The organism is Aquabacter sediminis (assembly GCF_028863665.1).
In the GTDB taxonomy this organism is placed as follows: Bacteria; Pseudomonadota; Alphaproteobacteria; order Rhizobiales; family Xanthobacteraceae; genus L1I39.
The window spans coordinates 279,105-304,187 of record NZ_JARBFX010000002.1 but is presented as its reverse complement, the minus strand read 5'-3'; the positions used below and the strand labels follow the sequence as shown (position 1 = coordinate 304,187).

General features: G+C 66.2%; 25 protein-coding genes. 16 read left to right on the top strand and 9 right to left on the bottom strand.

Translation table 11 applies throughout. The features are described 5' to 3' along the window. Positions 1-40 precede the first annotated feature (40 nt). Positions 41-460, bottom strand: coding sequence for an MAPEG family protein (locus PV781_RS04385; RefSeq protein WP_274774405.1), 420 nt, complete (start codon positions 458-460; stop codon positions 41-43). An 83-nt stretch (positions 461-543) separates the two neighbouring features. Here PV781_RS04385 and PV781_RS04380 point away from each other — a divergent pair, with 83 nt between their 5' ends. Further along, complete coding sequence (locus PV781_RS04380) at positions 544-1,089, top strand: low affinity iron permease family protein (RefSeq protein WP_274774404.1); 546 nt, start codon at positions 544-546, stop codon at positions 1,087-1,089. A gap of 104 nt (positions 1,090-1,193) precedes the next feature. Then, positions 1,194-1,724, top strand: a complete 531-nt coding sequence (locus tag PV781_RS04375) for a gamma carbonic anhydrase family protein (protein ID WP_274774403.1) — start codon at positions 1,194-1,196, stop codon at positions 1,722-1,724. A 33-nt stretch (positions 1,725-1,757) separates the two neighbouring features. Here the strand turns inward: PV781_RS04375 and PV781_RS04370 are convergent, their stop codons facing one another. After that, positions 1,758-2,420 (bottom strand): transglutaminase-like cysteine peptidase, encoded by a 663-nt coding sequence (locus tag PV781_RS04370; RefSeq protein ID WP_274774402.1) that lies wholly within the window; start codon positions 2,418-2,420, stop codon positions 1,758-1,760. 263 nt (positions 2,421-2,683) lie between these two features. On the opposite strand from PV781_RS04370, the gene PV781_RS04365 reads away from it, so the two are divergent. Continuing rightward, the gene (locus PV781_RS04365; protein ID WP_274774401.1) at positions 2,684-3,439 is read left to right on the top strand and encodes a rhomboid family intramembrane serine protease; all 756 of its coding nucleotides are present in this window, start codon (positions 2,684-2,686) and stop codon (positions 3,437-3,439) included. 171 nt (positions 3,440-3,610) lie between these two features. Beyond that, the gene (locus tag PV781_RS04360; RefSeq protein WP_274774400.1) at positions 3,611-4,042 is read left to right on the top strand and encodes a CBS domain-containing protein; all 432 of its coding nucleotides are present in this window, start codon (positions 3,611-3,613) and stop codon (positions 4,040-4,042) included. 67 nt (positions 4,043-4,109) lie between these two features. On the opposite strand, the gene PV781_RS04355 is transcribed toward PV781_RS04360, so the two are convergent. The 3 genes from PV781_RS04355 to folE all read right to left on the bottom strand — a co-directional run bounded on the left by PV781_RS04355 (position 4,110) and on the right by folE (position 6,442). Continuing rightward, positions 4,110-5,162, bottom strand: coding sequence for a patatin-like phospholipase family protein (locus PV781_RS04355; protein WP_274774399.1), 1,053 nt, complete (start codon positions 5,160-5,162; stop codon positions 4,110-4,112). Positions 5,163-5,262: 100 nt separating this feature from the next. Continuing rightward, on the bottom strand, positions 5,263-5,745 hold the full coding sequence (hisI, locus tag PV781_RS04350) for a phosphoribosyl-AMP cyclohydrolase (protein WP_274774398.1): 483 nt from the start codon (positions 5,743-5,745) through the stop codon (positions 5,263-5,265). 25 nt (positions 5,746-5,770) lie between these two features. Next, positions 5,771-6,442 (bottom strand): GTP cyclohydrolase I FolE, encoded by a 672-nt coding sequence (folE, locus tag PV781_RS04345; RefSeq protein WP_274774397.1) that lies wholly within the window; start codon positions 6,440-6,442, stop codon positions 5,771-5,773. Between the two features lie 264 nt (positions 6,443-6,706). Between folE and PV781_RS04340 the strand changes: the two genes are divergently transcribed. After that, entirely contained in the window at positions 6,707-7,168 is a 462-nt protein-coding gene (locus tag PV781_RS04340) for an iron-sulfur cluster assembly scaffold protein (RefSeq protein WP_274774396.1), read from the top strand. Between the two features lie 118 nt (positions 7,169-7,286). Here PV781_RS04340 and PV781_RS04335 read toward each other — a convergent pair whose 3' ends face one another. Next, positions 7,287-10,787, bottom strand: coding sequence for a DUF4214 domain-containing protein (locus PV781_RS04335; RefSeq protein ID WP_274774395.1), 3,501 nt, complete (start codon positions 10,785-10,787; stop codon positions 7,287-7,289). Between the two features lie 481 nt (positions 10,788-11,268). On the opposite strand from PV781_RS04335, the gene yidD reads away from it, so the two are divergent. Both yidD and thrS read left to right on the top strand, forming a co-directional pair. Further along, positions 11,269-11,574: a membrane protein insertion efficiency factor YidD gene (yidD, locus tag PV781_RS04330; protein ID WP_425532361.1), complete on the top strand. Its 306-nt coding sequence runs from the start codon at positions 11,269-11,271 to the stop codon at positions 11,572-11,574. Between the two features lie 151 nt (positions 11,575-11,725). Beyond that, the gene (gene thrS / locus PV781_RS04325) at positions 11,726-13,699 is read left to right on the top strand and encodes a threonine--tRNA ligase (RefSeq protein WP_274774394.1); all 1,974 of its coding nucleotides are present in this window, start codon (positions 11,726-11,728) and stop codon (positions 13,697-13,699) included. Between the two features lie 68 nt (positions 13,700-13,767). On the opposite strand, the gene mdlC is transcribed toward thrS, so the two are convergent. Beyond that, entirely contained in the window at positions 13,768-15,414 is a 1,647-nt protein-coding gene (gene mdlC / locus PV781_RS04320) for a benzoylformate decarboxylase (RefSeq protein ID WP_274774393.1), read from the bottom strand. A gap of 393 nt (positions 15,415-15,807) precedes the next feature. Between mdlC and PV781_RS04315 the strand changes: the two genes are divergently transcribed. The 9 genes from PV781_RS04315 to PV781_RS04275 all read left to right on the top strand — a co-directional run bounded on the left by PV781_RS04315 (position 15,808) and on the right by PV781_RS04275 (position 23,240). After that, the gene (locus PV781_RS04315) at positions 15,808-16,005 is read left to right on the top strand and encodes a DUF1236 domain-containing protein (RefSeq protein ID WP_274774392.1); all 198 of its coding nucleotides are present in this window, start codon (positions 15,808-15,810) and stop codon (positions 16,003-16,005) included. A gap of 144 nt (positions 16,006-16,149) precedes the next feature. Further along, entirely contained in the window at positions 16,150-17,004 is an 855-nt protein-coding gene (locus PV781_RS04310) for an NADPH-dependent oxidoreductase (protein ID WP_274774391.1), read from the top strand. Between the two features lie 312 nt (positions 17,005-17,316). Next, positions 17,317-18,189, top strand: a complete 873-nt coding sequence (locus PV781_RS04305) for a branched-chain amino acid ABC transporter permease (RefSeq protein WP_274774390.1) — start codon at positions 17,317-17,319, stop codon at positions 18,187-18,189. After that, complete coding sequence (locus PV781_RS04300) at positions 18,189-19,031, top strand: branched-chain amino acid ABC transporter permease (RefSeq protein WP_274774389.1); 843 nt, start codon at positions 18,189-18,191, stop codon at positions 19,029-19,031. The genes PV781_RS04305 and PV781_RS04300 overlap by 1 nt, the downstream gene beginning before the upstream one ends. After that, positions 19,028-19,783 (top strand): ABC transporter ATP-binding protein, encoded by a 756-nt coding sequence (locus PV781_RS04295; protein ID WP_274774388.1) that lies wholly within the window; start codon positions 19,028-19,030, stop codon positions 19,781-19,783. Before PV781_RS04300 ends, PV781_RS04295 begins: the two co-directional genes overlap by 4 nt. A 3-nt stretch (positions 19,784-19,786) precedes the next feature. Then, on the top strand, positions 19,787-20,518 hold the full coding sequence (locus tag PV781_RS04290; RefSeq protein WP_274774387.1) for an ABC transporter ATP-binding protein: 732 nt from the start codon (positions 19,787-19,789) through the stop codon (positions 20,516-20,518). Positions 20,519-20,537: 19 nt separating this feature from the next. Beyond that, positions 20,538-21,710 carry an ABC transporter substrate-binding protein gene (locus tag PV781_RS04285; RefSeq protein ID WP_274774386.1) on the top strand — a complete coding sequence of 391 codons (1,173 nt, stop codon included), beginning with the start codon at positions 20,538-20,540 and terminating at the stop codon, positions 21,708-21,710. 144 nt (positions 21,711-21,854) lie between these two features. Beyond that, complete coding sequence (locus PV781_RS04280) at positions 21,855-22,541, top strand: DUF2848 domain-containing protein (RefSeq protein WP_274774385.1); 687 nt, start codon at positions 21,855-21,857, stop codon at positions 22,539-22,541. A 21-nt stretch (positions 22,542-22,562) separates the two neighbouring features. After that, the gene (locus PV781_RS04275) at positions 22,563-23,240 is read left to right on the top strand and encodes a GntR family transcriptional regulator (RefSeq protein ID WP_274774384.1); all 678 of its coding nucleotides are present in this window, start codon (positions 22,563-22,565) and stop codon (positions 23,238-23,240) included. A gap of 33 nt (positions 23,241-23,273) precedes the next feature. Here the strand turns inward: PV781_RS04275 and PV781_RS04270 are convergent, their stop codons facing one another. Both PV781_RS04270 and PV781_RS04265 read right to left on the bottom strand, forming a co-directional pair. Continuing rightward, positions 23,274-24,632: an amidase gene (locus PV781_RS04270; protein ID WP_274774383.1), complete on the bottom strand. Its 1,359-nt coding sequence runs from the start codon at positions 24,630-24,632 to the stop codon at positions 23,274-23,276. A gap of 55 nt (positions 24,633-24,687) precedes the next feature. Continuing rightward, entirely contained in the window at positions 24,688-25,068 is a 381-nt protein-coding gene (locus tag PV781_RS04265; protein WP_274774382.1) for a cupin domain-containing protein, read from the bottom strand. Between the last annotated feature and the right edge of the window lie 15 nt (positions 25,069-25,083).

The window sequence follows — 25,083 nt, the reverse complement described above, 5'->3', positions numbered from 1 at the left end:
CTCCTCCGATGCTGCAGCCCTTCTGTCAATCCGCTGCCGCTCACACGTTCAAAAGGATCGAGAGGGCGAAGAGCACCCACATGATGAGAAGCACGATCGTTCCAGCCAGGAAGGCAGGGAAGCGCAGGCGAATGTCGTTGGATGTCACATGCACGAAGGCATGGACGATCCGCGTCGCAACGAACACCCAGGCCAGGACCACGAACACGATGTCCGCCTTGCGGGTGAAAAGTGCCAGCGCAGTGAGGACATAGAACAGGATCGGGAGTTCGAACTGATTGGAGAACGCATTGGCGAATTGGCGGCAGCGAGGCGGGAAAGCGTTGCTGTCGAGAACGGCCTCCCGTCCCACCTGGCCCTCGCGCACAGCCTTGAAGCGTACGGGTCCAAGCGCGAACAGCAGGACGAAGGTGAGTGCCACCTGAACAAACAGAGGCAGAAGGATCATCGCGACGGACATGCCGGTCTCCATGGTCGTGGTGAAGCTGGAACCTCGATCGCGGCGGTCCGTTCCCTCACCGCAACGATTTGGAGAGACGGGCAATGGCCACGGCGGATATTGCACACCCAAGGCCAGAGCGGAGCAACAGCGCGCCGCCTGTGGATACGGGGCCGGCACCCCGGCCTTTCTTCACCCGCTTCTCGCAGGCCGTCTCGCGCTTTGCCGGCAAGCCAGTCACGTTCTTCCTGGCGGTCCTGGTGATCGTGGTGTGGGGATTGACCGGACCGCTGTTCGGCTTCAACGACACCTGGCAGCTGATCATCAACACCTCCACCACCATCATCACTTTCCTGATGGTGTTCCTGATCCAGAACAGCCAGAACCGCGACACCGAGGCGCTCCAGATCAAGATCGACGAGCTCATTGCCCGCACCGACGGGCCGCGCAACGTGCTGCTGGACCTCGAGGACCTGGACGAGAAGACCCTCGACCGGCTGCGAGCGGACTATGCGCGCCTCGCCGACGGCGCGCGTGCAAGTGCCGACCATGGGGCGGCCGCCGCCGATGATCCGCCGGAAAAGGGGGGGCTCTCGGACCTTGAACGGCGCAACACGCTGGCGGACACAAAGAGGGCCACTTCATCCTGATAGCTTCGTTCGGCGAAGGACTGGAACGGGCCGGCTGGCGGGTATAGTGAGGCCGGTGAGCGCCGCGCCCCACGTCAGCGGACCGCCGATGTCAGGAGACTTGCATGCCGCTTTATTCCCTCGACGGTGTGAAGCCGGAACTTCCCGCGTCCGGGCGCTATTGGATTGCGCCCGATGCGACGGTGATCGGCCGCGTGGTGCTGAAGGAAAATGCCAGCGTGTGGTTCGGCTGCGTGCTGCGCGGCGACAATGAGCCCATCGTGGTGGGCGAGGGGACCAACATCCAGGAAAACTGCGTGCTCCACACCGATCCCGGCTTCCCGCTCACTTTGGCGGCAGGGGTCACGGTGGGGCACATGGCGATCCTGCACGGCTGCACGGTGGGTGAGAACAGCCTGATCGGCATGGGTGCAACGGTGCTGAATGGCGCCCGCATTGGCGCAAATTCGCTGGTGGGCTCGAATGCGCTCGTCACCGAAGGCAAGGAGTTTCCCGACAATTCGCTGATTGTCGGCGCCCCGGCGCGTGTGGTTCGCACTTTGGACGAGGACATGATCGCCCGCCTCCACCGCACCGCCATGCACTACCAGATCAACTGGAAGCGCTATGCGGGCGGGCTGAAGCGCCTCGACTGAGCTCTAAAGGGCAGGTGAACGGGGGTGAGGCGCTCAGCGCCCACCACCCACCACCGGCGGGGAGCGGGTCTCGCCCAGGGACACCCACAGATTGGGATCGCCCTGGGACTGGCGCTTTACATAGCGGTATCCGGTGTCCTGCCAGGGCAGGATTTCGGCTTCCTGATTGTCAAGCACCAGGTCACCGCGATCGGTCACGACGGTCAGCACCGCATGGCCGTCCCCTTCCTTGTCGCGCACCACGGTGATCAGCAGAACGGACGCCGGCCAACCCTTGGCGAGCAGCAGCTTGCGCTTGGCAAGCACATAGTCCTCGCAATCGCCCTTGCCGTCGGTGGGATAGGCCCACCGCTCGGTCTCGCCATAATGGTCGAGATCGGTCATGGGCTCGATTTCGCTGTTGAGCTTGCGATTGACCTGCTCCAGTTCGGACCACCGCTCGTGGTCCAGCGGCATCTCGAACAGCAAGTCGCCCCGCGTGACGCAGTCCCCGGCTGCCTCGGCGCAGAAGCGCACATAGCCGATCGGCGGCGTGGTTCCGCCGATCGCCACCAGGTGGGCGGACGAGGGCGGCGCGGCCTGGGGGAGAGGAACGACCTGCGGCTGGAGCGCGGCGTGGCGGACATCGCCGGCGGCAGCGCAGACCGTGCCCGCAACGAGCAGAGCGAAGGTCGTGAGCAGACGGAGCAGCGGCATGGCGGAAGGTCGCTTCTGGTTAACAAAACCATAATGCCCCAACTTCGCCACCTTGGCGCCGTCAACCTTTTCTTAACCTTAATGTCCCCGCGCGCCGCGGACTTGGGCTTTGCCGCCCCAGGCGTGCGCCCGCGCGGACGGCTCGGCTCTGAGCGTGGCTGGTTGCCGCAGGGGTTAGCTTACGCGCTCCCGAACGCGTGAAGCCGATGCGGCAGGTCCGGTGTGCCCTTGCCCCGGCAGGGCAGGGGGCTTATGTCCCAGCCGTGGCTCATTCCTTCGATTTCCGCACACCTCCCGCCCGTGAACCGGTCTTCAACATTCCGGGGGTGGTGGCTGCGCTCGTCCTCCTCATGGTGGGCATCGAGTTCGTGCGCGCCTATGTGCTCGATCCGGACACGGACCTCGAACTCCTGGCCTGGTTCGCCTTCGTGCCGATCCGCTATGACGGCGGGGCGCCTTATGCCTTGCCCGGCGGTCTGGGCGCGCAGGTCTGGACGTTCGTCACCTATGCCCTCCTCCACGCCAATTGGATCCATGTGGGGGTGAATTCCATCTGGATGCTGGCCTTCGCCTCGCCGGTGGCGCGCCGCTTCGGGACCGTGCGGTTCCTGCTCTTCTTCGTCGTCACCGCCGTTGCCGGAGCCGCGGCCCATCTCCTGGCCTATCCAGAAGGCATCTCGCCGATGATCGGCGCCTCTGCCGTGGTGTCCGGCGCCATGGCGGCGGCCGTGCGCTTCGCCTTCGCGCCGGGCGGTGCCCTTGGGCCGCGCCGCAGCCATTATGCGGACCACCAGCCGGCCATGCCGCTCTCCGTGGTGCTTCGCGATCGACGAGTGCTGGTGTTCATCGGCGTGTTCGTGCTGCTCAACTTCCTGTTCGGCGCGGGCATGGCCATGCCGGGAACCGAGGGCGCAGAGGTTGCGTGGCAGGCGCACCTGGGCGGGTTCGCGGCCGGCCTTCTCCTGTTTCCTCTGTTCGACCCCGTGCCCAACCTGCGTGGTGCTTCGCCGCGGGCCTGAGCCCACGCCCCGCCATCGCGCCTCTTGCGGAATGGGGGTGGAGGGTGGATCATTCCCTCAAGGCAGGTGGGCTGCGTGAGGCAGTCCCATCTGGTCCGGCGGCCATGAATTGGCTCCGTCACAGAGAGCCTCCGGGCCGCCACCCTTGAATGGGCGGGGAAGGAGACACTCATGACGGTCGGCATTCTCTTGAAGCACAAGTCCGGCTCCCTCGTGACCATCGCGCCGGACGCCACTCTGTCCGAGGCGGTGGCCAGCCTTGCGGAGCATCGCATCGGCGCCATCGTGGCCGTGGATGATGGCGGGCACTTGGTGGGCATCCTGTCGGAGCGCGACGTGGTGCGAATCCTGGCCGAGAAGGGGCCTGAAGTCCTCAGCGATCCGGTCTCTTCCGTGATGACGCGCGCGGTGGTCACCTGCACCGTGGAAGAGAGCATCCCGGTGATCATGGAGCGGATGACGCGGGGGCGCTTCCGTCACGTTCCCGTGGTGGAGCGCGGTCGGCTGCTGGGCATCATCTCCATTGGTGACGTGGTCAAGCATCGCGTGGAAGAGATGGAGCGCGAGAGCGCCGAACTGCGCGATTACATCATGACGGCCTGAGCCGGACCGTCATCCGGCGGCGTTTCGTGCGCCGTCGGTCTTCCGCGCAGAGAAGCGCGGTTGCGCGCTAACCCAGCGCGGCCATGGCTTCGCCGATGTCTTCCACCATGCGTTCGGCCGCCTCCGCCCCGGCGGAGATGGCATCATCGGCGCGGTGGAAGTCGAACAGGCCGATCCGGCCGAGCTTGGGGGAAATGAGCACATCCGGCGGATCGCCAGCCAAGCGCGAGCGGGCGATGCGGTCTTGTGTGATGTTGAATGCGTCGATCATCACCGCCGAGATGCCACGCGGTCCGTCCTTGGGACCGGAGAGGAAGTGACGGCGCAGCAGCTTGTCCGGCCGCAGCATGCCGGCGAGCCGCATGCGCCGCTGTGAGACCAGTTCCTCGGCGGCCTCCGCGATGACCCCGCCGTGGTCCTGGATGACGGTTCCCCGTCCGAACACTTCCGCATTCAGGTTGACGGCCACCACCACCCGGCCGCCCAGCGCGCGGGCTGCGGACACAGGTATGGGGTTGACCAGCGCTCCGTCCATGAGCCAGCGCCCGCCGACCTTGGTGGGGGTGAAGATGCCTGGCAGGCTGTAGGAGGCATGAATGGCTTCCGCCAGATCTCCGCGCGTCAGCCAGATTTCGTGTCCGCTGCCCAGTTCCGTCGCGATGGCGGCAAAGGCAACGGGAAGCGCTTCGATCGCTTGGCCGCCCAGTTCGATCCGCAGGCGCTCCAGGAGCCGGCGTCCACCGATGAGGCCGGGAGAGCCAAGGGTGAGATCCAGAAGGGCGAGGACGCGACGCTTGTTCAGGCCCCGCGCCCAGGCCTCGAAATCGTCGAGCTTGCCTGCCGCCCAGAGGCCGCCCACAGCGGCTCCGATGGAGGTGCCGGCGATGACATCGGGCCGGATGCCGTGTCGATCCAGCGTACGCAGGACGCCCACATGCGCAAAGCCCCGCGCCGCGCCTCCCCCCAGCGCCAGGGCCAGGCGCGGCGCACCTGGGGTCATGCGCGGTGCGGCGGGAGAGATGTCCATGTCAGGAGCCGCGCGGGACGCCTCCGATTCAGCCTCTGCCTCCGGGGGCGTGCCCAAGGGGCGATTGCCGAACGGGTTGAAGCCCTGGAACATCCGCGCCTCCGATCCCGTGCCATGTTGCGCAGCGGAAACGAGAGCTTATCGGGGCTTGATGTCGGAAGCGTGGCTCTGCCGAAAAGGCAAGGCGAGCGCCTCAGTGCCCGTGCCCGTGGTCGCCATAGACCGCCTTGGGATCGAAGCGCGGTTCGTCGCCGGTGAACTCCAAAGGCGTCTGGCCAGCCGCATGGGTGCCGAGCGGGATGCGGCGATAGAAGCAGGAGCGCCGGCCAGTGTGGCAGGCAGCACCCGTGCCGCCCATCTCCACCTTGATCACCACTGCGTCCTGGTCGCAGTCCACCAGCATGTCGACCACCTTCTGGGTGTGGCCGGAACTCTCGCCCTTCTTCCACAGCTTCTTGCGGGAGCGGCTGTAATAATGCGCCTCGCCGGTGGAAATGGTTAGCGCGAGGGCCTCCGCATTCATGTGCGCCAGCATCAGGATCTCGCCGGTGGCCGCGTCGGTGGCGACACAGGTGACGAGCCCGTTCGCGTCGAATCGAGGCGTCAGGCGCTGTCCTTCCTCCAGTTCCGCGGCATCGGCGCTCTTGGGAAACAGGGCGGTTTGGGAATCGGGCATGGGATTAGGCTCGCTCGGGCGGCCCTCAGGCCTTGCCACGGACCATGGAAATGAAACGCACCTGCTCGGTCGGGTCGTCCCGGAAGGCGCCGGTAAACTGGCTCGTGACGGTAGATACACCCGCCTTCATGATGCCGCGCATGGCCATGCACATATGCTCGGCTTCGATCAGCACGGCGATGCCCCGCGGCCGCAGGGCATCGTCCAGGGCAGTGACGATTTGCGAGGTGAGATGCTCCTGCGTCTGCAGGCGCCGGGCATACACGTCCACCACGCGCGCGATCTTGGACAGCCCGACCACCCGCTCTACCGGGAAATAGGCAACATGCGCCTTGCCGATGAAGGGCACCATGTGGTGCTCGCAATGGGAATAGAAGGGGATGTCGCGGACCAGGACGAAGTCGTCGAAATTGCCGATCTCGCCGAACGTGCGGTCGAGAACCTCTTCGCTGTCGTGTCCATAGCCGGAGAACAGCTCGTCATAGGCGCGCACAACGCGGCTCGGCGTGTCCAGCAAGCCCTCCCGGTCGGGATCCTCGCCCATATAGGCCAGGAGCGTGCGCACCGCTGCCTCTGCCGCCTCGCGCGAGGGGCGATTTGGATCATGGCGCAATGATCCACGCCCCTTGCCGCCTCGCCGGCGCGCTTTTTCCTCGCTCTCGGCCTGGGCCTTGAGAAGTCTGACCACCGCGTCCATGCCCAACTCCGTCCGACCGCCCCTCGCGGGCGGGAGTGTCACCGGTGTCGGCTACGCATGCGCGGGCCCTTTCCTGCCGCGCCCCGCCGGAAGCCCCGGCGGCGGCCTTGCCGTCCGTCCTTGCGGATGGTGGGCATCCGCGCCCTCAGGTCCGCCGTCTTCCGCCAGACCATCCTTCACCTATATAAGTTCAGGGCGCGCTTGCTTCAAATGCATGTTTCGCCGGACAGGGCGATGCGCGCCGCATGCTTGCCGGATGAGCCGATGATCAACGACGTCTATAATGCCCGCATCCTATCCTTGGCCGCCGATATTCCGCGCCTCGGTCGCCTGGAGCATCCAGATGCCAGCGCCACTGCCCATTCACGGCTTTGCGGCTCGACGGTGACCATCGACCTGAAGCTGGCGGAAGGGCGGGTGATAGACTTCGCCCATGAAGTGCGCGCCTGCGCCCTGGGACAGGCCTCGTCCTCTATCATGGCGCGTCTCGTGGTGGGCTCGACGCCGGACGAATTGCGGACGGTGCGGGAGACGGTTCGGGCCATGCTGAAGGAAAACGGCGCGCCGCCCGATGGCAAATGGGCGGACCTGGCCGTGCTGGAGCCGGTGCGCGACTACAAGGCGCGCCATGCTTCAACGCTCCTGACCTTCGATGCGGTGGTGGACGCGCTCGATCAGATCGCCGCACGCCAAGCCACGGCGCCGGCTTCCGCGCCCACCTCCTGATCTTTTGGCTCCGTTAGGATTATCTGTGCCGGCCGGCCCGCTGGCCTGGGCGGTTCCAGATATGAAAAAGGCGGGGACCGGTGGCCGGTCTCCGCCTTTTTCCTTTTCGTGGTGTGCCTCAGATGAAGAAGTCGAGGTCCGCTGCCGAAAGGTGGAGGGCCGCCAGCTCATCGGAGCGCACCATGGCGCTTGCCACTTCCTCGAGATTTGCGCCCGAGGCTTCGAGCGCCTTGTAGGTGGCAAGGCCGCTCTCGGTGCCCTCCGTTGCGAAGACGGCCTGATAGAGGGTGTCCACCGTCAGGCCGCCGCCATTGGGGCCCGCCACGCCCTTGGCCAGGGCTTCCGGCGACTGCACCAGATTGAGCAGCAGCCGACCGTCCGACGTACCGCCGTCATTGGCAGACAAAGCGAAGTCGAGGCCCGCCACGTCCGCCTGACGGTTGAGCACACGCCCGTAAAGGGTGGCCAGCGTCAGGGCGGTGGCGTCGGTCTCAAGATCGAACGTGCCGTCGTCAAAGGCGATGCGTTCCACATTCACCAGCGTGTCCACGGAGGCGTCAGCCCGATCGGTCACAAGGACCTTGCCGTGACTGTAGGCGATGTCGAAATCCGCCCGGTTGCCCTGGAAGACCGCCGTGTCGATGCCGCGGCCGCCATGCAGCAGGTCCGAGCCCGGCCCGCCCACCAACACATCCGCGCCGACCCCGCCGAAGATCACGTCATTGCCGGCAGTGCCGGCGCGGGTGAAGAGGTCCGGCGAGAGGAAGGACATGTCGAGGGTGGCGCCCGCCATCTGGAACGGCTCCATCTCCGGCGCATGGACGAAGTGGCCCGCCAGCACCGCAAGGGGAAGACCCTCGGCGACAGCGGCTTCGTGATAGGCCTTGCCGGCCGCGTCGGCGGGCCGCCCGAGGATGGCGAGATAGAGCAAATCGACGGTAATGTCGTCGGCACTGGCAGCCCCCACGCCGCGCGCCTGCGCCTCCGGGGACAGGATCATGCCAATCGCCACGTCTCCCAGATTGGCGCCCTTGTCGAGGAGGCCAGTCCAGTATTGCAGGCCCTGGAGGTCCGGTACGCGCCCCATGATCTGCTGGTAGAGGCCCGCCACGAGTGCGGTGGAGGGGTTGTCGTCAACCGCAACGTCACCGTCCGCGAAGGCCAGCGTTTCGACGCCGATCATGCGGGTCTCCTCACTCGCATCGGCGATAGAGCGGACGATCAGGCCCGCGCCGTCATGGACGATGTCGTAGTCGGCGCGGTTGCCGGTGAAGATGGCGCGATCGTTGCCGAGACCGCCATGCAGGGAATTGCGCCCGGTGCCGCCGGACAGAAGGTCGTCCCCCGTGCCGCCGACGAGGATGTCGTTGCCGACCCCGCCGATGAGGTGGTCGTTGCCGGCTTCGCCGAACAGGATGTCATTGCCGGCATGGCCGCGCAGGATGTCGTCGCCCGGGCCGCCATGGGCCCGGTCGTCGCTGGCGCTGCCATCGAACGCATCTGCTCCTTCACCGCCAAGGAAGGTCTCGGCATCGCTGGCGAGGACGGTGTCGGTGCGCGCGTTCAGGTTCTGGATGCGCAGGTCGCCGGACATCTCCGTGTCCGCCTTGTCGAAGGCGGTCTCGGGCGTGGCGTGGTTGGCGCGCATGTAAAGCTCGAACGCCTTCTGCTCGCTCATGGCGTTTGCGGGCGGATTGGCGTCAAGGTCAGACGCCTCGTCCAGCACCGGGCCGAGGGTGCCGTCCTCCAGCAGATAGCGGAAGTTGGAACCGTTGGCCTTCATGGGGTAGCCGTCACCGCCATCGGCCATGAAGTTCAGCGTCACCACGCGGATGACGTCGGGAACGTCGGTGAGAACGACGCCGTTTTCAACAAGCTGAACCACCGTGTGGTCGTCCGCGTCGATCAGCGCGATGCTGGACACGCGGCTGCCGGTGGGCAAATCGGGATCGAAGGAGAAGGCGACGCCGCCGATCTGGGGGAAACGACCCTGGTTGGGATAGGCGCCGACGCCATGCTCGATGATGGCCATCAGGCCCTCGGCCGTGGTGTCGAAGGCCATGAGCTTGTTGTTGAAGCGCAGGGAGTTTTCCACGTCGAGCTGCGAGACACCGCCGTCCGGCGGCAACTTCTCAACCGAGCCGTCCACCGGATCGGGCGCGGAGAGCGTGCCGATCTGGGCGCGGATGCCGCCGCCATTCTTGATCGACACCACATAGGCTTCCTGTGCCGCGTCCGCGCCCAGAACTTCAGTCAGGGCACCCTTCAGCGTCGCGGCATTGGCATCGGCCGAGAGGTCGCCCAGGTTGGTCTCCTGGCCGCGCACATAGCCACGTTCGCCTTCCAGATAGACCGTGGAATAGCCGTAGACGTTGCCGTCCTTGACGTTGATGACGCCCTGAACGGCACCTGCAACCTGGGCGACCGCGCCGCCCTTGGTTCCGGCCGCGAAGGCGGTGGTGGCAAGGTCGGCCTCGCTCACGCCCCAGGCGGTGGCCACATTGGCGGCGGTGGAGGCATAGGCGCCGTTGATGCCGGCATTGGCCGTGAGGCTGTCGGCAATGATCTCGCCCTGCTCGTCGAAATCGACGGCGAGGCGACCCAGGTAAGTGTATTCGTTATCCGTGTTGACGATGACGGTGGTCTTTCCGTCGGCGCCGGCGGTCACATAGGGATAGTCATAGGCGAAATCGGCATCGTGACCCGGAAAGTTGGCGGGCACGTCCGTGTCGTCGCCCATGCGCTGGTGGGAGCCGGCGGACAGGATGATGTCCACGCCGCTCAGCTTCGTGGCCAGCACCATTTCATTGCCGATGATCTGCAGGTGTGACATCAGCACGATCTTGTTGATGCCCTCGGCAATCAACTCGTTGATGATCGGCTGAAGCTGCGCCGCCAGCAGATCCATATTGTCCATTTCGCCATTGGCGCCCGTGCCTCCGGGGAAGCCGGCGATCTCCGCGCCGGAGGGCGAGGAAATGGATTCCAGGATCTGGGTGGTGATGCCCACCACGCCAATCTTCTCGCCGCCTTCGGTGATGACGGTGGCGGGGGCGATCTTGCCCTTCAAGGTGGAGGCCTCGGCCACGCGCGTCGTCGTGGCGGGGGCGTTCAGACCGGCCTGAACGTTGAAGTCCAGCGTGTCCGCATAGATGCCGTTAAGGGCCGAATCGGTGGCCAACGGATCGGTGTAGTAAGGCGAGGAGGGGCCGAAGACGAGGTTCGCCGAAACCGAGACGAACTGCGCGCCCACCCAGCCGCTATTGGCGGACAGGGCGCTTGCGAGCACGTTGGAGCCAAGGTCGAAATCGTGATTGCCCAGTGCGGAAGCCTGCACCCCAATCAGGTTGTGGATCGCAATGTCGGCCGCCGCGATCGGGATGGTGCCCGTCATGGAAGACCTGGTCACGGCGTTCAGCGTGTCCCGCACAGCGGGGTCGGTGCCCGCTGCCAGAAAGGGGCCGGGGATCCAGTTGTCGCCGCCGGACAGGATCAAGGTGTTGGCAAACTGGTCGTCGAAAGCGTCCACCATCGCAGCCAGATAGGGGGCGGTGGTGGAGGCCAGGAGGCCGCCCTCGCCATCGGAGAAGTGGAGGAGCTGAAGGGTGTAAGCCGCCATCGGTCAATTCCTCATCGAAGCAAAGGAAATAGAATCTCGTGCGGATAGGGTGGAGCCATCCGCTGGTTTGTGTCTGAATGTGTGTGACGTTATGTAAGGCGGGCGCGACAGTGATATGACTTCATATCTTGTAGGGTGAGGAATAATATTTGTTGGCTAATAGGCTTATTCTTAAGCCTCCGCTCGCATAGTGGTGTCCCAGTGTCGGCTTATTATTTCCGGACAGTCTGATGTGGCTGGGTCGTCTTTCGTCGGCGTCGCCTCCGATGGATGGCCGGACGTGGGCTGAAGGCCCAGCATTTCCGGTCTTGCGCCGTCTTGACCTGCCGAAGGGCAGGCCCGATCTACCGGTGGAAGGGGCGGCTTGAGCAGAAAGGCCGCGCCGGCAAGCATGGGGTGCGCGCACAGGATGGTTCTTTCGCATTTCCCGCCGAAGGAGCAGGCTTCGCCCCCGGGGCTGCGCGCGCGGCTGTGGCGGGCCGTGCGCCGTGTTCCGCGCCACCTGCTTCGCGCACCCATTCTCGTCTATCGCTACTCGCTGTCCGCCTTCATGGGACGGCAATGCCGCTATCTGCCCACCTGTTCGGCCTATGCGGATGAAGCCATCCAGAAGCACGGTGCCTGGGCGGGGGGATGGATGGGAGCCGCCCGCATCTGCCGCTGCCATCCCTGGGGGGGGCATGGGTTCGACCCGGTGCCCGAGCGGGTGCCGGAGGAGGCGCGCTGGTATCGTCCCTGGACCTATGGCGACTGGCATCAGCCCGAGGCACCAAAGTCCGAAGGCTGATGCGGAGCTTGCGGTGGGGAATGGCCTGAGGTTCCGGTCTACTGTTGAACGGTGCCGCCCCCTAGACGCGCAAGGTCAATAGGACTAGAGACGCCAGCCTTGTTCAACTCGCCTACCTGCCTGGTGCGCAGGAGTGGGCCGGAGACATGCCATGGTTACCTTGACGTTCCCCGATGGCGCCGCACGCAGCTATCCCGACGGAACGAGCGGCGCGGAGATCGCCGCCGCCATTTCCAAATCCCTCGCCAAGAAGGCCGTCGCCGTGACGCTGGATGGCGTCCTGGCGGACCTGTCCGAGCCCATCACCGCCGATGCGCGCCTTGAAATCGTCACCCGGGACGATCCCCGCGCGCTGGAACTGATCCGGCACGATGCGGCCCATGTGCTGGCGGAGGCGGTGCAGGCGCTTTATCCCGGGACCCAGGTCACCATCGGCCCGGTGATCGAAAACGGCTTCTATTACGACTTCGCGCGCAACGAGCCGTTCACCACGGACGACCTGCCGAAGATCGAAGCCAAGATGCGCGAGATCATCGCGAAGGACCGCCCCTTCACCAAGGAAGTGTGGTCGCGCGATCAGGCCAAGAACGTGTTCGCCATGAAGGGTGAGGCGTTCAAGGTGGAACTCGTGGACGCGATCCCCGAAGACCAGGACGTCAAGATTTACAAGCAGGGCGAATGGTTCGACCTGTGCCGCGGACCGCACATGCCCTCCACCGGCAAGGTGGGCAATGCCTTCAAGCTCATGAAGGTGGCGGGCGCCTATTGGCGCGGCGACAGCAACAATCCCATGCTGACGCGCATCTACGGCACCGCTTGGCACGACCAGGCGGAGCTGGATGGCTATCTCCACCGCCTTGAGGAAGCTGAGAAGCGCGACCATCGCCGTCTGGGCCGGGAGATGGACCTCTTCCACTTCCAGGAGGAGGGGCCCGGCACGGTCTTCTGGCATCCCAAGGGCTGGAGCCTGTTCCAGGGTCTCGTCGCCTATATGCGTCGGCGCCTGAAGGCCGATTATGACGAGGTGAATGCCCCCCAGGTGCTGGACAAGTCCTTGTGGGAGACCTCCGGTCATTGGGGCTGGTACAAGGAAAACATGTTCAAGGTGCAGTCAGCGGGCGATGAGACCGACGACGAGCGTGTCTTTGCGCTGAAGCCCATGAACTGCCCCGGGCACGTCCAGATCTTCAAGCATGGCCTGAAGTCCTATCGCGACCTGCCGCTGCGCCTCGCCGAATTCGGCGCGGTGCACCGCTATGAGCCCTCCGGCGCCCTGCACGGCCTCATGCGCGTGCGCGGCTTTACGCAGGATGATGCCCACATCTTCTGCACCGAAGACCAGATGGCGGCTGAGTGCCTGAAGATCAACGACCTGATCCTGAGCACCTATGCGGACTTCGGTTTCGAGAACATCATCGTGAAGCTCTCCACCCGTCCCGAGAAGCGGGTGGGGTCGGACGCGGTGTGGGATCATGCCGAGGAGGTGATGGGCCGCGTTCTCCAGCAGATCGAGGCCCAGTCCGGGGGCAAGATCAAGACCGGCATCCTGCCCGGCGAGGGCGCCTTCTATGGCCCCAAGTTCGAGTACACCCTCTCGGATGCCATCGGTCGTGAATGGCAGTGCGGCACCACCCAGGTGGACTTCAACCTGCCGGAGCGCTTCGGCGCCTTCTATGTGGATGCGGACGGCCAGAAGAAGACCCCGGTGATGATCCACCGCGCCATCTGCGGCTCCATGGAGCGCTTCACCGGCATCCTGATCGAGCACTTCGCCGGCCACTTCCCGCTGTGGCTGGCGCCCACGCAACTCGTGGTGACCACCATCACGTCTGATGCGGACGACTATGCCGTCGAGGTGGCCGCCGCCGCCAAGGCGCTCGATCTGCGCACCGAGCTCGATCTTCGCAACGAGAAGATCAACTACAAGGTGCGCGAGCACTCGTTGGCGAAGGTGCCGGTCATGCTGGTGGCGGGCCGCAAGGAAGCGGCGGAGCGCACGGTCTCCATCCGCCGGCTGGGCTCCAACCAGCAGGTGGTCCTGCCGCTGGACGAGGCTCTGGCTCTTTTGGCCGATGAGGCGACACCGCCGGACGTGCGGCGCAGGGCACTGGCCAAGGCGGCCTGAGCGGCACGCACCGCGCTTCTGAAAATGGGCCGGGCGGCACCCAATCGTGCCGTCCGGGCCTTTTGCGTTCAGATGAGGGGTGGAACGTCCGCGGTGATCGGCACTTCGATGACAAGGGGGCCATCGCCTGTGAAGCCTTCGGCTACGCGGGTCTTCAGCACTTCGAGGTCGCTGATACGCTCGGATGCACAGCCATAGCCCTTGGCCAGGCTGACAATGTCGATGCCGGGAATGTCGAGGCCCGGCACGCCGGGGGTCTCTTCCAGCACGGCGAACGATTTGAGGATGCCGTATTGGCCGTTGCGCAGCGCGATGAAGACGATGGGCAGCTTGCTCTGCGCCGCCGTCCAGAGCGACTGGATGGAATACTGCATGGAGCCGTCGCCGATCACCACAATGACCGGGCGGCTGCGGCCCGTGTCCCGTTCTCCGAGCGCGATGCCCACCGAGGCCGGTAGGTTCCAGCCCAGGCCGCCTGAGGCGAAGGTGAAGAAGGTCGCCGGCTCGGTGATGGGCCAATGGCGATGCAGGTCGGCGAGGTTGGAGGGCGATTCTTCCACCAGCACCGCATGGGCCGGGCGCACCTGCGCCAGTGCAGCGAACACGTCTGCGGCAGTGGGGATGCCGTCCTTGCCGCCGGGCGGCTCGTGGGGGTGAACCGCCTTGTGGGGGGCCATGCGCTGGGGCAGTGGGGCGACCCGGCTGGTCCTGGCGGGGCTGGAACGGGGCGCCACCAGGTCTACAAGGGCCTGTGTGGCGAGCACCGCATCACCCACCAGGCTGTCGCCAACAGGCGCGCGCGCGGTTTCCGCTGGGTCGTCGGAGATGTGCAAGAGCTTGAGCCCGGCGGGGAGATAGTCGCCCGCCACATAAGGATAGTAGCGGAAGACGGGGGCGCCGATGACGATGGCCACGTCATGCCCCTTCAGGTGCTCGCACAAGGGCGCGATGGCGAACGGCAGGCCGCCGGCGAAGAGGGGATGGTCCTCGGGGAAGGGCGCGCGCTCGCTGGCGGGCGCGGCCCAGACCGTGGCGCCCAGCTTCTCGGCCAGGGCCACCGCCGCCGGCCAGCCCTGGCCACGATCGATGGCTGCCCCGAAGATCAGCGCGGGCGAGGAGGCCTGCGAGAGGATCTGGGCGAATTCCTTCAGGCGGTCGAAGTCGGGCGCCACGCGGCGGCTCACCGTGCGCAGGACCGCCTCGCCGCTCATGGGCTTGTCCCAGTCGTCCAGCGGCAGGGACAGGAAGACCGGGCCGGCGGGCGCCTGGAGAGCGGTGGCATAGGCGCGCATGAAGGCGGCCGGGACATCTTCGGCGCGGGCTGGCTCATAGGCCCACTTCACCCAAGGGCGGGGCAGAAGAGTTGAATCCACATTGGTCAGCCACGGCTCCATCAGGAGCATCTCGCGGGTTTGTTGGCCTGCGGTGACGATGAGCGGCGTCTTATTGAGGCTTGCTGTGATGAGGTTGCCCATGGCGTTGCCAAGGCCGGCGGCGGTGTGGACATTGACGATGGCGGGCTTGCCCGTGGCCTGGGCGTAGCCGTCCGCGATGGCAATGGCGGAGGCTTCCTGCAAGGCCAGATGATAGGTGAAGTCGGAAGGGAAGTCCTTGAGGAAGGTCTCTTCCGTCGATCCCGGATTACCGAAGAAGGTTGTGAGTTCCAACTTGCGCAACAGGTCATGCGTGACGGTGCGTACCGTTGAGGTCACCATGAATCACCTATAGAAAATCCGCAGCCGAACGTTTGGGCAGACTGTCTCAAAAGCTGAACGAACACCAGAAAATTAGCGGGAGTACTCTGCCTCTGTTCCAAGAAATTCCGCAGGAAAAACCGTAAAAAGCACTACCTTGGTGCCCGAAGTGTCGGCCGGGCGCGTGGCGCGGTATTTGGGAACGGGTCGCGGGAACCCGCTTCTTCGCGCTCGCGTTCAGTTCGGGGGCGCCAACAGGGAGCGATCATGCGGTTACATCTCACCTCGGCTGCCTTTTTGGCGGCATGCCTTACGGGACCGGCTCTCGCCCAGGAAACCTTGCCGACGCCACCGAGCACGGTGTCGACGCCTTCCGTCCTCACGACTCTGGACCAGGAGGACAAAATCCGGGGCGTGGCCGCAGAGCAGCGAGCGGACACGCCGCCCGCCCGAGACTTCATCGTCGCCACCGGCGTGGAACTCCCCCCGTCGGTGGAAGTCCATGAACTTCCTCAGGATGTGGGAATTCCCAACTATAAGTTCGCCGTGGTGGGACGGGACACCGTCCTCGTGGACCCCTCCACCCGCCGGATTGTGAAGGTCATAGAATAGGCTGCCGGTGGAGGGCTACGTCTTGGGCTTGTGCTAGGCGGATCCCTGTCTCACAGTCGCGGCGAAGGTCTGCGGCCGCTATCAGAGCACCGCAGGCGCCACCTTAAGCGCGGGCGCCGTTGTCGCGCCGCGCCGGAGTTTGGAATGCCGCAGGTTCAGCACACCCTCGATCCCCGCGAGGGCGGGGAAAGCGTGTCTCTTCTTAACGCGCGCTACGGGGCGCAGCCCTTGCCGGGGGCGTTTGTTTCCAATCCCGTAATCGACGCCCTCCTGGGGCACCGGTCCGTTCGTGCCTACAGCACTGATCCGGTTCCGGAAGGGGCGCTGGAAGCGGCCGTGGCTGCCGCCCAGAGTGCGTCCACCTCTTCCAATCTCCAGGCCTGGAGCGTCATTGCGGTGCGCGATCCGGCGACCAAGGCTGCTCTGTCGGCCGTTGCCGGTGGGCAGAAGCATGTGGTGGAGGCGCCGGTGCTGCTGGTGTGGCTGGCCGACCTGTCCCGCCTGGCCGAGTTGGGGGCGCGCACCGGTGGGGCGGTGGAAGGCCTTGATTTCATTGAGATGTTCCTGGTCGGCGCGGTGGATGCGGCGCTGGCGGCGCAGAATGCGGCGGTGGCGCTCGAATCTCTGGGGCTGGGGATCGTCTATATTGGCGGGCTGCGGAACAATCCGGAGAAAGTGGCCGAGCTTCTGGGTCTCCCGCCACGGGTCGTGGCGGTGTTCGGAATGTGTGTGGGACATCCCGACCCCACCCGTCCGGCCAAGGTAAAACCCCGCTTGTCTCAAGCACTTGTGCTTCATCATGACCGCTATGACGCGACCGTTCCGGAGGCGGCCGTGGCGACCTATGACGCCGCCATGACCGCCTTCCAGGAGGCCGAGGGGATGCGGCCGGCGGGGTGGTCCAGGGTCGCGGTGCAGCGGGTCGGGGGGCCGGCGGCGCTGACCGGGCGCGACCGCTTGCGGGAGGTGCTGAAGCGGCTCGGATTCCCCCTTCGCTGAGGGGTGTTCTCGGCTTAGCTCCGGCCGAATTTGCTCCCGAAACAGGCATGTTCCGGCCGACCGCCCCCGCGTCGACCGGCGGGCGCGGGTGAGCACGGCGCAACGAAAAACCGGCTGTCCCGAGCGGAAGGCGTCACGTCCGGCTGCCTGTAATCCGTCTGAAATCCGCCTGAAATTTCAGCTTGAAGTCGGCTTTAAATTAGCTTTGTATGTTATCTAATTCCTCGGCCGGAGGATCGGGCGCCGCCCTCGGGTGCCCCCCGCTCCAGACGGCCCGAGGCTTGTCTCGATCATCAAGGACACGCCTGCGTCATGCTCGCCCAGCAGATCGTCAACGGCCTGATGCTCGGCGCCATCTATATGCTGGTGGCGGTGGCCTTCACCCTCGCCATCGGGGTGCTGAACTTTCTCAATTTCTCGCTGCCGGGCCTGTTCATGCTGGGCGGCATGCTGGCCTTCGGCATGATGAAAATCGGCTGGCCGTGGTTCCTGGCCTTTGCCACCGCCTTGTTCGTGGCCGCGCTCGTGTCGCTGCTGGTGGAGCGCCTCGCCTACCGGCCCATGCAGGGCGGGGACCCGGAGGTGCCGCTGGTCTCCTCGCTGGGCTTCCTGGTGCTGCTCGAGAACCTCATGCTGATTCAGTACGGCTCGGACCAGCAGGCCTTTCCAAGCCTGCTGCCCGACCTCAATCTGCGCATCGGCGGGCTGGTCATCGGCATCGCGCAGTTGATTTCATTGGCGATTTCGGTGGCGCTGGTGGCCTGGCTCTCCTGGTTCCTACGCTCCACCAATATGGGCCGGCGCATCCGCACGGTGGCCGAGAGCCGCGACACGGCGCTGCTCATGGGCATCAACATCTCCCGCCTTGTGCCGCAGCTCTTCGTCGCCAGTGCCTTGCTCACCGCGCTCGCCGGCATCCTGTTCGCGGTCAATTACCAGCAGGTCTCGCCCTTCATGGGGGAGGGGGTCGGCTTCAAGGGCGTGGCGGCCATGATTGTGGGCGGCATGGGCTCCATCTGGGGCGCGGTGCTGGGCGGCCTCCTGATCGGCCTCGCCGAAGTGCTTTCCATCTCCTTCATCGGGGCCGACGTGGTCAACATCACGGTCTATGGGCTCCTTCTCCTCATCCTCATCCTGCGGCCCCAAGGTCTTCTCGGGCGCCCCGCCAGCCGGGAGAAGCTGTGATGAGCGGCTATCTGACGGGCGTCCTCGTCGTCCTCGCCTTCAATGTGATGGCGGCCTATGCGGTCTATCTGCCGCTGGCGGCGGGCCAGCTGAACCTGGGCATTGCCGGCTTCATGGCCATCGGCGCCTATGCCTCGGCCTTCCTGACCAATGAATATGCCTGGCCCATGTGGGCGGCCATTCCGGTGGGCTCGGCGCTGGCGGGGCTCATGGGCATTCTCATCGGCATTCCCGTGCTGCGCACCCACGGCATTTACCTGGCCATGGCCACCTTCGCGCTGGGGCAGGTGATTGCCGCCGTCTTCCTCAATCTGGAAGTGGTGGGCGGGGCGGCCGGCTATCCGGTCTCCGACTATGCCGGTCCTTATGCGGTCTATGCCGCCGCCGGCGGGGTGGTGCTGCTGATGCTCCTCGTCTCCCGCACCCGCTTCGCGCTCTATCTCACGGCGGTGAAGAGCGACCCGACAGTGGCGGACCTGCTCGGCGTGTCCGTGCGGGGCATCCAGGTGGCGGCCTTTGCGCTGGGCGCGGCGGTGGCGGGCTTCGGCGGGGCCTTCTATGCCCACCACTATAATTTCGTGGAAGCCCAGCACTTCAACGTCCTGCTGTCCGTCTTCACGGTGCTCTATGTGCTGTTCGGCGGAACCCAGACGGTGTGGGGCCCGCTGGTGGGCGCGGCCTTCTTCACGCTGGTGCCGGAACTGCTGCGGGCGTCCGACCAGTGGCGCTACGCCCTGTTCGCCACCTTCATCATCTTGTTCATGGCGGTGCGGCCGCAGGGGCTGGTCACCACCTCGCTCTTCCGCCTGTTCCGCCGCCGCGCGCCGGAGGTGACGCGATGACCTCGGCTCTCTCCATCTCGGGCCTGTGCAAGTCGTTTGCGGGCGTGCGGGCCATCCGGGACCTGTCCTTCGAGGTTCCCAAGGGCCGCACCACCGCCCTCATCGGCCCCAACGGCGCGGGCAAGACCACGGTGTTCAACCTGGTGAGCGGCGTCTATGGCGTCGATGCCGGCACCATCCAGGTGAACGGCGTGGATGTCACGCACATGCCGTCCCGCAAGCGCATCGGCACCGGGGTCGCCCGCTCGTTCCAGAATATCCGCCTGATGAACCATCTGTCGGTTCTGGAAAACCTGCTGGTGGGCCAGCATGTGCGGGCGTCCTCGATCGGTGCGCTGCTGACCCCCTACCGCCTCATTCCCAACCATCGCTGGAAGCGGGAGGCGCGGGCCGCCCTCGCCGAGAACGGGCTGGAGCGCTACGCGGACGAGATGGTGAGCGCGCTGCCCTATGGCGTGCGCAAGCGCATCGATTTGGTGCGGGCGACGCTGGCCGGCGCCAATGTCCTGATGCTGGACGAGCCCGCCGCCGGCCTCAATCCCAGCGAGACCAACGCGCTGCGCGATCATCTGCGGGCGCTCATGGACAAGGGCCTCACCATGCTGGTGGTGGAGCACGACATGCACTTCGTGGACAGCATCTGCGAGAAGGTGGTGGTGCTGAATTTCGGCGAGAAGATCGCCGAGGGGCCGCTCTCGCAGGTGCGACGCGATCCCAAGGTGCGCGAAGCCTATATCGGCGCGGAGGACTGACCCATGGCTCTGCTCCAGGTCTCCGGCCTCACCGTCCAATATGGCCGCGTCACCGCGCTCTCAGATGTCTCGCTGAAGGTGGGGCAGGGCGAGGTGGTCACCGTGCTCGGCGCCAACGGCGCTGGCAAGAGCACGCTCCTGAAGGCCATTCTCGGCGCCGTTCCCGTCAAGGGCGGCGGCATCGCCTTTGATGGCGAGGAGATCAGCGGGGAGGCCGCCCACAAGCGCATCGCCCGCGGGCTCGTTCTGGTGCCGGAAGGCCGGCGCATCCTCATCACCTTGTCGGTTGAGGAAAACCTGCTGCTCGGCGCCCATATGCGCACCGACACGGCGGCCATGAAGCGCGAGATGGATGCCATCTATGGCCGCTTCCCCAATCTGGCCGAGCGGCGCCACATGCTGGCCTCGTGCCTGTCCGGCGGCGAGCAGCAGATGCTGGCCATCGGCCGGGCCATGATGTCCCGCCCGCGCCTGATGATGCTGGACGAGCCGTCCCTCGGCCTCTCGCCCCTCTTCGTCTCCAAGCTGTTCGAGCTGATCCGCGAACTGAACGGGGAGGGGCTGTCCGTGCTGCTGGTGGAGCAGAATACGGGCAAGGCGCTCTCGGTCGCCCACCAGGCCACCGTGCTGGAACTTGGCCGCGTCATGATGGCCGGCGACCCCAAGGCCCTCGCGGCCGACCCCCGTCTCCAGGAAGCCTATCTCGGCGAGGGCAGTGCCGCCCCCGCTCAATAATCCAGAGAGGAGTTGCACCATGAAGACATCGGTTCTGCTGGGCGCCACCATGCTGGCGGCGCTCGTTTCCACCGGCGCCGCGCGGGCCGATGGCGAGCTCGTCCTCGGCTACATGATGGCCAAGAGCGGCCCCTATGTGAGCCTTGCCAACACCAATGAGGTGGCGGTGGACATGGCGGTCGAGGAGATCAACAAGAAGGGCGGCATCAACGGCAAGAAGATCAAGGTGGTGAAGTTCGACACCGCCGGCGATCCCAAGCAGGCCACCACCGCGCTGCGCCGCTTTGCCCAGGACGATGCCGCGCTCGCGGTCATCGGTCCCTTCTCCTCCTCCGAGGTGCGCACCACCTTCCCCGTGGGCGAGCGCGAGGGCATTCCCCAGATGTCCATGGCCTCCTCGGCCCCGGGCCTCACCAAGGGCTTCACCTACGGCTTCCGCAACACCACGGACGAAGGCAAGGTCATCGACCAGGTGCTGGCCTCGCTGAAGGACAAGAAGCTGCCGACCGCCACGGGCGCGGCCGCCTATGCCACCGACGACGTGGTCTCCAAGTCCATCGGCACGGTGGTGATCCCCAAGCTGTTCGAGAAATATTCCATCCCGCTGAAGGGCTCGGTGGACTTCCAGCTCGCCGCCTTCGACCTGTCGCCGCAGGTGGCCCAGCTCAAGCAGATCAACCCCGACGTGGTGGGCCTCGGCTCGCCCCCGGAGGGCGCCATCAACATCGCCAAGGAGCTGAAGCGCCAAGGCGTGTCTACCCGTCTGATCGGCGGCACCACCATCGCCGATCCCGAGCTGCCCAAGCGCATGGACGGCGCCGGCGACAAGCTGACCATCGGCACCACCTTCTTCCCCGAAGTGAACGCCACCACCAAGGCCTTCACCGAGGAATTCGGCAAGCGCACCAAGGCCGCCGGCCTCAACCGCACCGAGCCGAACCAGATGGACGCCTCCGTCTATGACATCGTCTACCTCTATTCCGAGGCCATGAAGCGCGCCGGTGTCACCGGCGACAAGGCCAAGGTCGCCGAGGAGCGCACCGCCATCCGCGACCAGCTCGCCAAGCTGAAGGACTACCAGGCGCTGGAAGGCTCCATCTCCTTCACCGACGGCGATGCCGTGAAGCCGGTCTATGTGCTGGAAGTCAAGGATGGCAAGTGGACCCTTCTCGATACGCGCATGCCCAACTGAGGGCCTGCGCGTCGAGCCGGCGCCCCGACCCCCTGCCCTGACACGGGGCGCCGGCTCTGCCTTTCGCCCGGACGCATGGCGCCCGGGCCTCTTTTCCCAGAAACGAAAGCCGCCGCCAGGGAGCTGGCGCCAAGGAGCTGGCTGATGACCGGTACCGCCCTCACTTTCACCATTCATGCCAACGGGGTCAGCTCGGAGGACACCCTTCTCGTCCGCACCGCCATCATTGCGGGCTGGACGGGCCGGGATAAGGTTGCGCTTGAAAAGCACATCAAGGAATTGGAAGAGCTGGGCGTGCCCCGTCCGGCGTCCACCCCCATCTATTACCGCGTCGCCGCCGCCCGCCTCACCACCGCCGACGTGGTCGAGTGCACCGGGGAGAATTCCTCCGGCGAGGCCGAGTTCATGATCCTCCAGGCCATGGGCAAGCGCTATCTGGGCGTCGGCTCCGATCACACGGACCGCAAGGTCGAGACCTACAACATCACCGTCTCCAAGCAGATGTGCGACAAGCCGGTGGCGCCCGAGCTCTGGCTGCTGGACGACGTGCTGCCCCATTGGGACAAGCTGATCCTGCGCTCCTACGTGGTGAATGGTGGCACGCGCGAGCTGTACCAGGAGGGCTCGGTGGCGGCCATGCTGGCCCCGCTCGAGATCCTGGAGGGCTATGACGGCACGCTCACCGACAGCTATGCCATGTTCTGCGGCACGCTGGCCGCCCATGGCGGCATCCGCCCGGCCGAGCGGTTCGAATTCGAGCTGGAGGACCCGGTCCTCGGCCGCATCATCCGCCACGGCTATGACGTGGCCCTGCTGCCGGTCCGCGGCTGAGGCGCGGCGATGGAGGGGCGCATGCCGCCGGATCAGGACGTGCTGATCCCTGCCGCCGAGCCGGCCGCGCCCCGTTCGCTGCGCGAGGAGGCCTATGAGCTGATCAAGCAGCGCATCATCATGTGCGCCTGGCGGCCGGGCGAGGCTCTGAGCGAGGCGGTGGTCTCCTCCGCCTTGGGGCTGGGCCGCACCCCCGTGCGCCAGGCCTTCGACCGGCTGATGCGGGACGGCCTGGTGGAAGTGCTGCCCCGCAAGGGCATCATCGTGCGGCCCATCTCCCAGGACGAGGTGCGCGACATGGTGGATGTGCGCCTTCTCAATGAAGGCTTCTGCGCGCGCCTCGCCGCCGAGCGGGCCGAGCCGCAGACGCTGGCGGCGCTCGCCGCCAATGTAGCGCGCGGCGTCGAGGCCGCCGCCGAGCGCGACGTCCCCACCCTGATGGCCCTCGACCGCGAGTTCCACGCCACCATTTCGGCGGCCGCCGGCAATCCGGTGCTGGGCGAGATCCTGCGCAATCTGCATGAGAGGGCGCAGCGGGTCTGGTTCGTCTCTTTGCGCGACCGGGAGCATCACCGCCGCGTGGTGGACGAGCACGGCGCCATCGTCGCCGCCTTGCGCTCGCGGGATGCGGACGCGGCCGAGCAGGCCGTGCGCGCCCACATCCAGTCTTTCGCCGACAATCTCAAGCGCCAGCTCTAAGGCCCGCCGCGCCCGGGGGCGCGGCCTTGCCCGTCAGCCCTTCAAGGCCGCCTCGATGCCCGCCGCGATGGCGAAGATGCGCGCATCGGCGCCGGCCGGTCCCGCCAGCATCAGCCCCGTCGGCGCGCCCCCTTCGCCCGCCACCGGGAGCGAGATGGCGCAGCCGTCGATCATGTTGATGAGGGTCGGGTTGCGCAGGATGAGCAGGTTCGCCTTGCCATAGGCCGCATCGTCGCCCTCCAGGTCCGCAACGCGGGGCGGGATGACCGGCGTGGTGGGCATGACCAGCGCGTCATAGGGCGCAAGGCGCGCGGCGGCACGCTTGATAAGGGCGCGGCGGGCGGCGAGGATATCGAGATAATCCGCCGCCGACTGGTCGGCGCCGCGCTTGATGCGCACGGCCACGCGCGGGTCATAGCCCTCGGCCTTCTCCGCCAGCAGGGCCCGGTGGACGGCATAGCTCTCCGCAGCCGTGAAGCCGCCCTTGGCATTGATGCCGGCCACTTCACCGAATTCCGGGACCGGCGCGGACATGACGCGGGCCCCCGCCTGCGAAAGCCGGGCGATGGTCGCCTCGAAGGCGGAGGCCACCGTGCTGTCCAGCTCGTCCAGAGCCACGGTGGTGGGGATCAGCAGCCGCAGGCCCGTGAGGGGCCGGGCGGTGAGCAAAGTCGGCTCCTCGCCCGCCAGGATGGCATCGAGCGTGGCGCAGCAGGCCACCGAGCGCGCCATGGGGCCGATGGAATCCAGCGAAGAGGAGAGGGGGAAGGCCCCATCCAGAGGCACGCGCCGGGCGGTGGGCTTGAAGCCGACAATGCCGCAGAAGGCGGCGGGGATGCGGGCCGAGCCGCCGGTATCGGTGCCGAGCGCGGCATGGGCCATGCCATCGGCCACCGCCACCGCGCCGCCCGAGGTGGAACCGCCGGAAATGCGGCCGGTTGCCCGGTCAAAAGGCGCGCGGGGGGAGCCATAATGCGGGTTTAGGCCGAGCCCGGAATAGGCGAACTCGGTCATGGTGTTGCGGCCGATGAAGACGAACCCGGCCTTGCGCAGCCGCGCCACGGAGGGGGCATCGCGCGGCGCGGGCGGGGCATCGGCCAGCACCTTGGAGCCGGCGGTGGTGACCTGGCCGGCCACATCGAACAGGTCCTTGATGCCGATGGGGATGCCGGCGAACGGGGAGGGCGCGGCCCCTGCCGCGCGCAACGCATCGAACCCTTCCGCCGCCTTCAGCGCGCCGGCCCGGTCCACCAGCGAGAAGGCGCGCGCGCCTTCGCCGTCCGTGGCTTCGATGCGGGCGAGGCAGGCTTCGACCAGATCGACGGAGCGGGTGCGTCCGGAGGCGAGGTCTTCGGCGAGGGAGGCGAGGGTCGGCTGGGAAGAGGTGGGCATGGCACCGCCATCATGGCCCCGCGCCCGGTTGGGGCGCGGGTTCAAGGTTTAGACTTCAGGCCGGATCGAAATAGTGAATCTCGAGCAGCATGCAGCCCTTATCGGACTTGAACGGACCGTGGAAGGCCCCCGGCGGGCGCACCGCATAGGTGAAGGGCGCGAAGGACTGGCCACCTTCGCCCTTGTCGTCATTGCCGACGGTGAGGTCGCCGGTGACCAGGAACACCTCTTCCCAATATTCATGCACGAAGGGCTTGGTGGTGTAGACGCCGGGATCGAAGCGCAGCAGGCGGGTGCGCGAGCCGCTCTTGTTGTCCTCGTCCAGCGCGCCGGAAAGGATCTTCTGCTGGATGCCGGAGGGATAGCCCGGGGGCACTTCCCACCCGGTCGTCAGGTCCAGCGTGTAGAACTCGTCATGCAGCTTGTTGATGGCCATTTCGGCGTCTTTCCT

What these genes read in the sequence shown, in the direction of transcription:
- PV781_RS04370 (WP_274774402.1), bottom strand. Translation starts at nt 2,420, where the DNA reads ATGCCGCTGCTCCGTCTGCTCACGACCTTCGCTCTGCTCGTTGCGGGC.
- PV781_RS04305 (WP_274774390.1), top strand. Translation starts at nt 17,317, where the DNA reads ATGCTCGCCCAGCAGATCGTCAACGGCCTGATGCTCGGCGCCATCTAT.
- mdlC (WP_274774393.1), bottom strand. Translation starts at nt 15,414, where the DNA reads ATGGTGACCTCAACGGTACGCACCGTCACGCATGACCTGTTGCGCAAG.
- PV781_RS04310 (WP_274774391.1), top strand. Translation starts at nt 16,150, where the DNA reads ATGCCGCAGGTTCAGCACACCCTCGATCCCCGCGAGGGCGGGGAAAGC.
- PV781_RS04295 (WP_274774388.1), top strand. Translation starts at nt 19,028, where the DNA reads ATGACCTCGGCTCTCTCCATCTCGGGCCTGTGCAAGTCGTTTGCGGGC.
- thrS (WP_274774394.1), top strand. Translation starts at nt 11,726, where the DNA reads ATGGTTACCTTGACGTTCCCCGATGGCGCCGCACGCAGCTATCCCGAC.
- PV781_RS04265 (WP_274774382.1), bottom strand. Translation starts at nt 25,068, where the DNA reads ATGGCCATCAACAAGCTGCATGACGAGTTCTACACGCTGGACCTGACG.
- PV781_RS04300 (WP_274774389.1), top strand. Translation starts at nt 18,189, where the DNA reads ATGAGCGGCTATCTGACGGGCGTCCTCGTCGTCCTCGCCTTCAATGTG.
- PV781_RS04335 (WP_274774395.1), bottom strand. Translation starts at nt 10,787, where the DNA reads ATGGCGGCTTACACCCTTCAGCTCCTCCACTTCTCCGATGGCGAGGGC.
- hisI (WP_274774398.1), bottom strand. Translation starts at nt 5,745, where the DNA reads ATGCCCGATTCCCAAACCGCCCTGTTTCCCAAGAGCGCCGATGCCGCG.
- PV781_RS04380 (WP_274774404.1), top strand. Translation starts at nt 544, where the DNA reads ATGGCCACGGCGGATATTGCACACCCAAGGCCAGAGCGGAGCAACAGC.
- PV781_RS04285 (WP_274774386.1), top strand. Translation starts at nt 20,538, where the DNA reads ATGAAGACATCGGTTCTGCTGGGCGCCACCATGCTGGCGGCGCTCGTT.
- PV781_RS04270 (WP_274774383.1), bottom strand. Translation starts at nt 24,632, where the DNA reads ATGCCCACCTCTTCCCAGCCGACCCTCGCCTCCCTCGCCGAAGACCTC.
- PV781_RS04275 (WP_274774384.1), top strand. Translation starts at nt 22,563, where the DNA reads ATGCCGCCGGATCAGGACGTGCTGATCCCTGCCGCCGAGCCGGCCGCG.
- PV781_RS04280 (WP_274774385.1), top strand. Translation starts at nt 21,855, where the DNA reads ATGACCGGTACCGCCCTCACTTTCACCATTCATGCCAACGGGGTCAGC.
- PV781_RS04385 (WP_274774405.1), bottom strand. Translation starts at nt 460, where the DNA reads ATGTCCGTCGCGATGATCCTTCTGCCTCTGTTTGTTCAGGTGGCACTC.
- PV781_RS04340 (WP_274774396.1), top strand. Translation starts at nt 6,707, where the DNA reads ATGATCAACGACGTCTATAATGCCCGCATCCTATCCTTGGCCGCCGAT.
- PV781_RS04360 (WP_274774400.1), top strand. Translation starts at nt 3,611, where the DNA reads ATGACGGTCGGCATTCTCTTGAAGCACAAGTCCGGCTCCCTCGTGACC.
- PV781_RS04355 (WP_274774399.1), bottom strand. Translation starts at nt 5,162, where the DNA reads ATGTTCCAGGGCTTCAACCCGTTCGGCAATCGCCCCTTGGGCACGCCC.
- PV781_RS04290 (WP_274774387.1), top strand. Translation starts at nt 19,787, where the DNA reads ATGGCTCTGCTCCAGGTCTCCGGCCTCACCGTCCAATATGGCCGCGTC.
- folE (WP_274774397.1), bottom strand. Translation starts at nt 6,442, where the DNA reads ATGGACGCGGTGGTCAGACTTCTCAAGGCCCAGGCCGAGAGCGAGGAA.
- PV781_RS04375 (WP_274774403.1), top strand. Translation starts at nt 1,194, where the DNA reads ATGCCGCTTTATTCCCTCGACGGTGTGAAGCCGGAACTTCCCGCGTCC.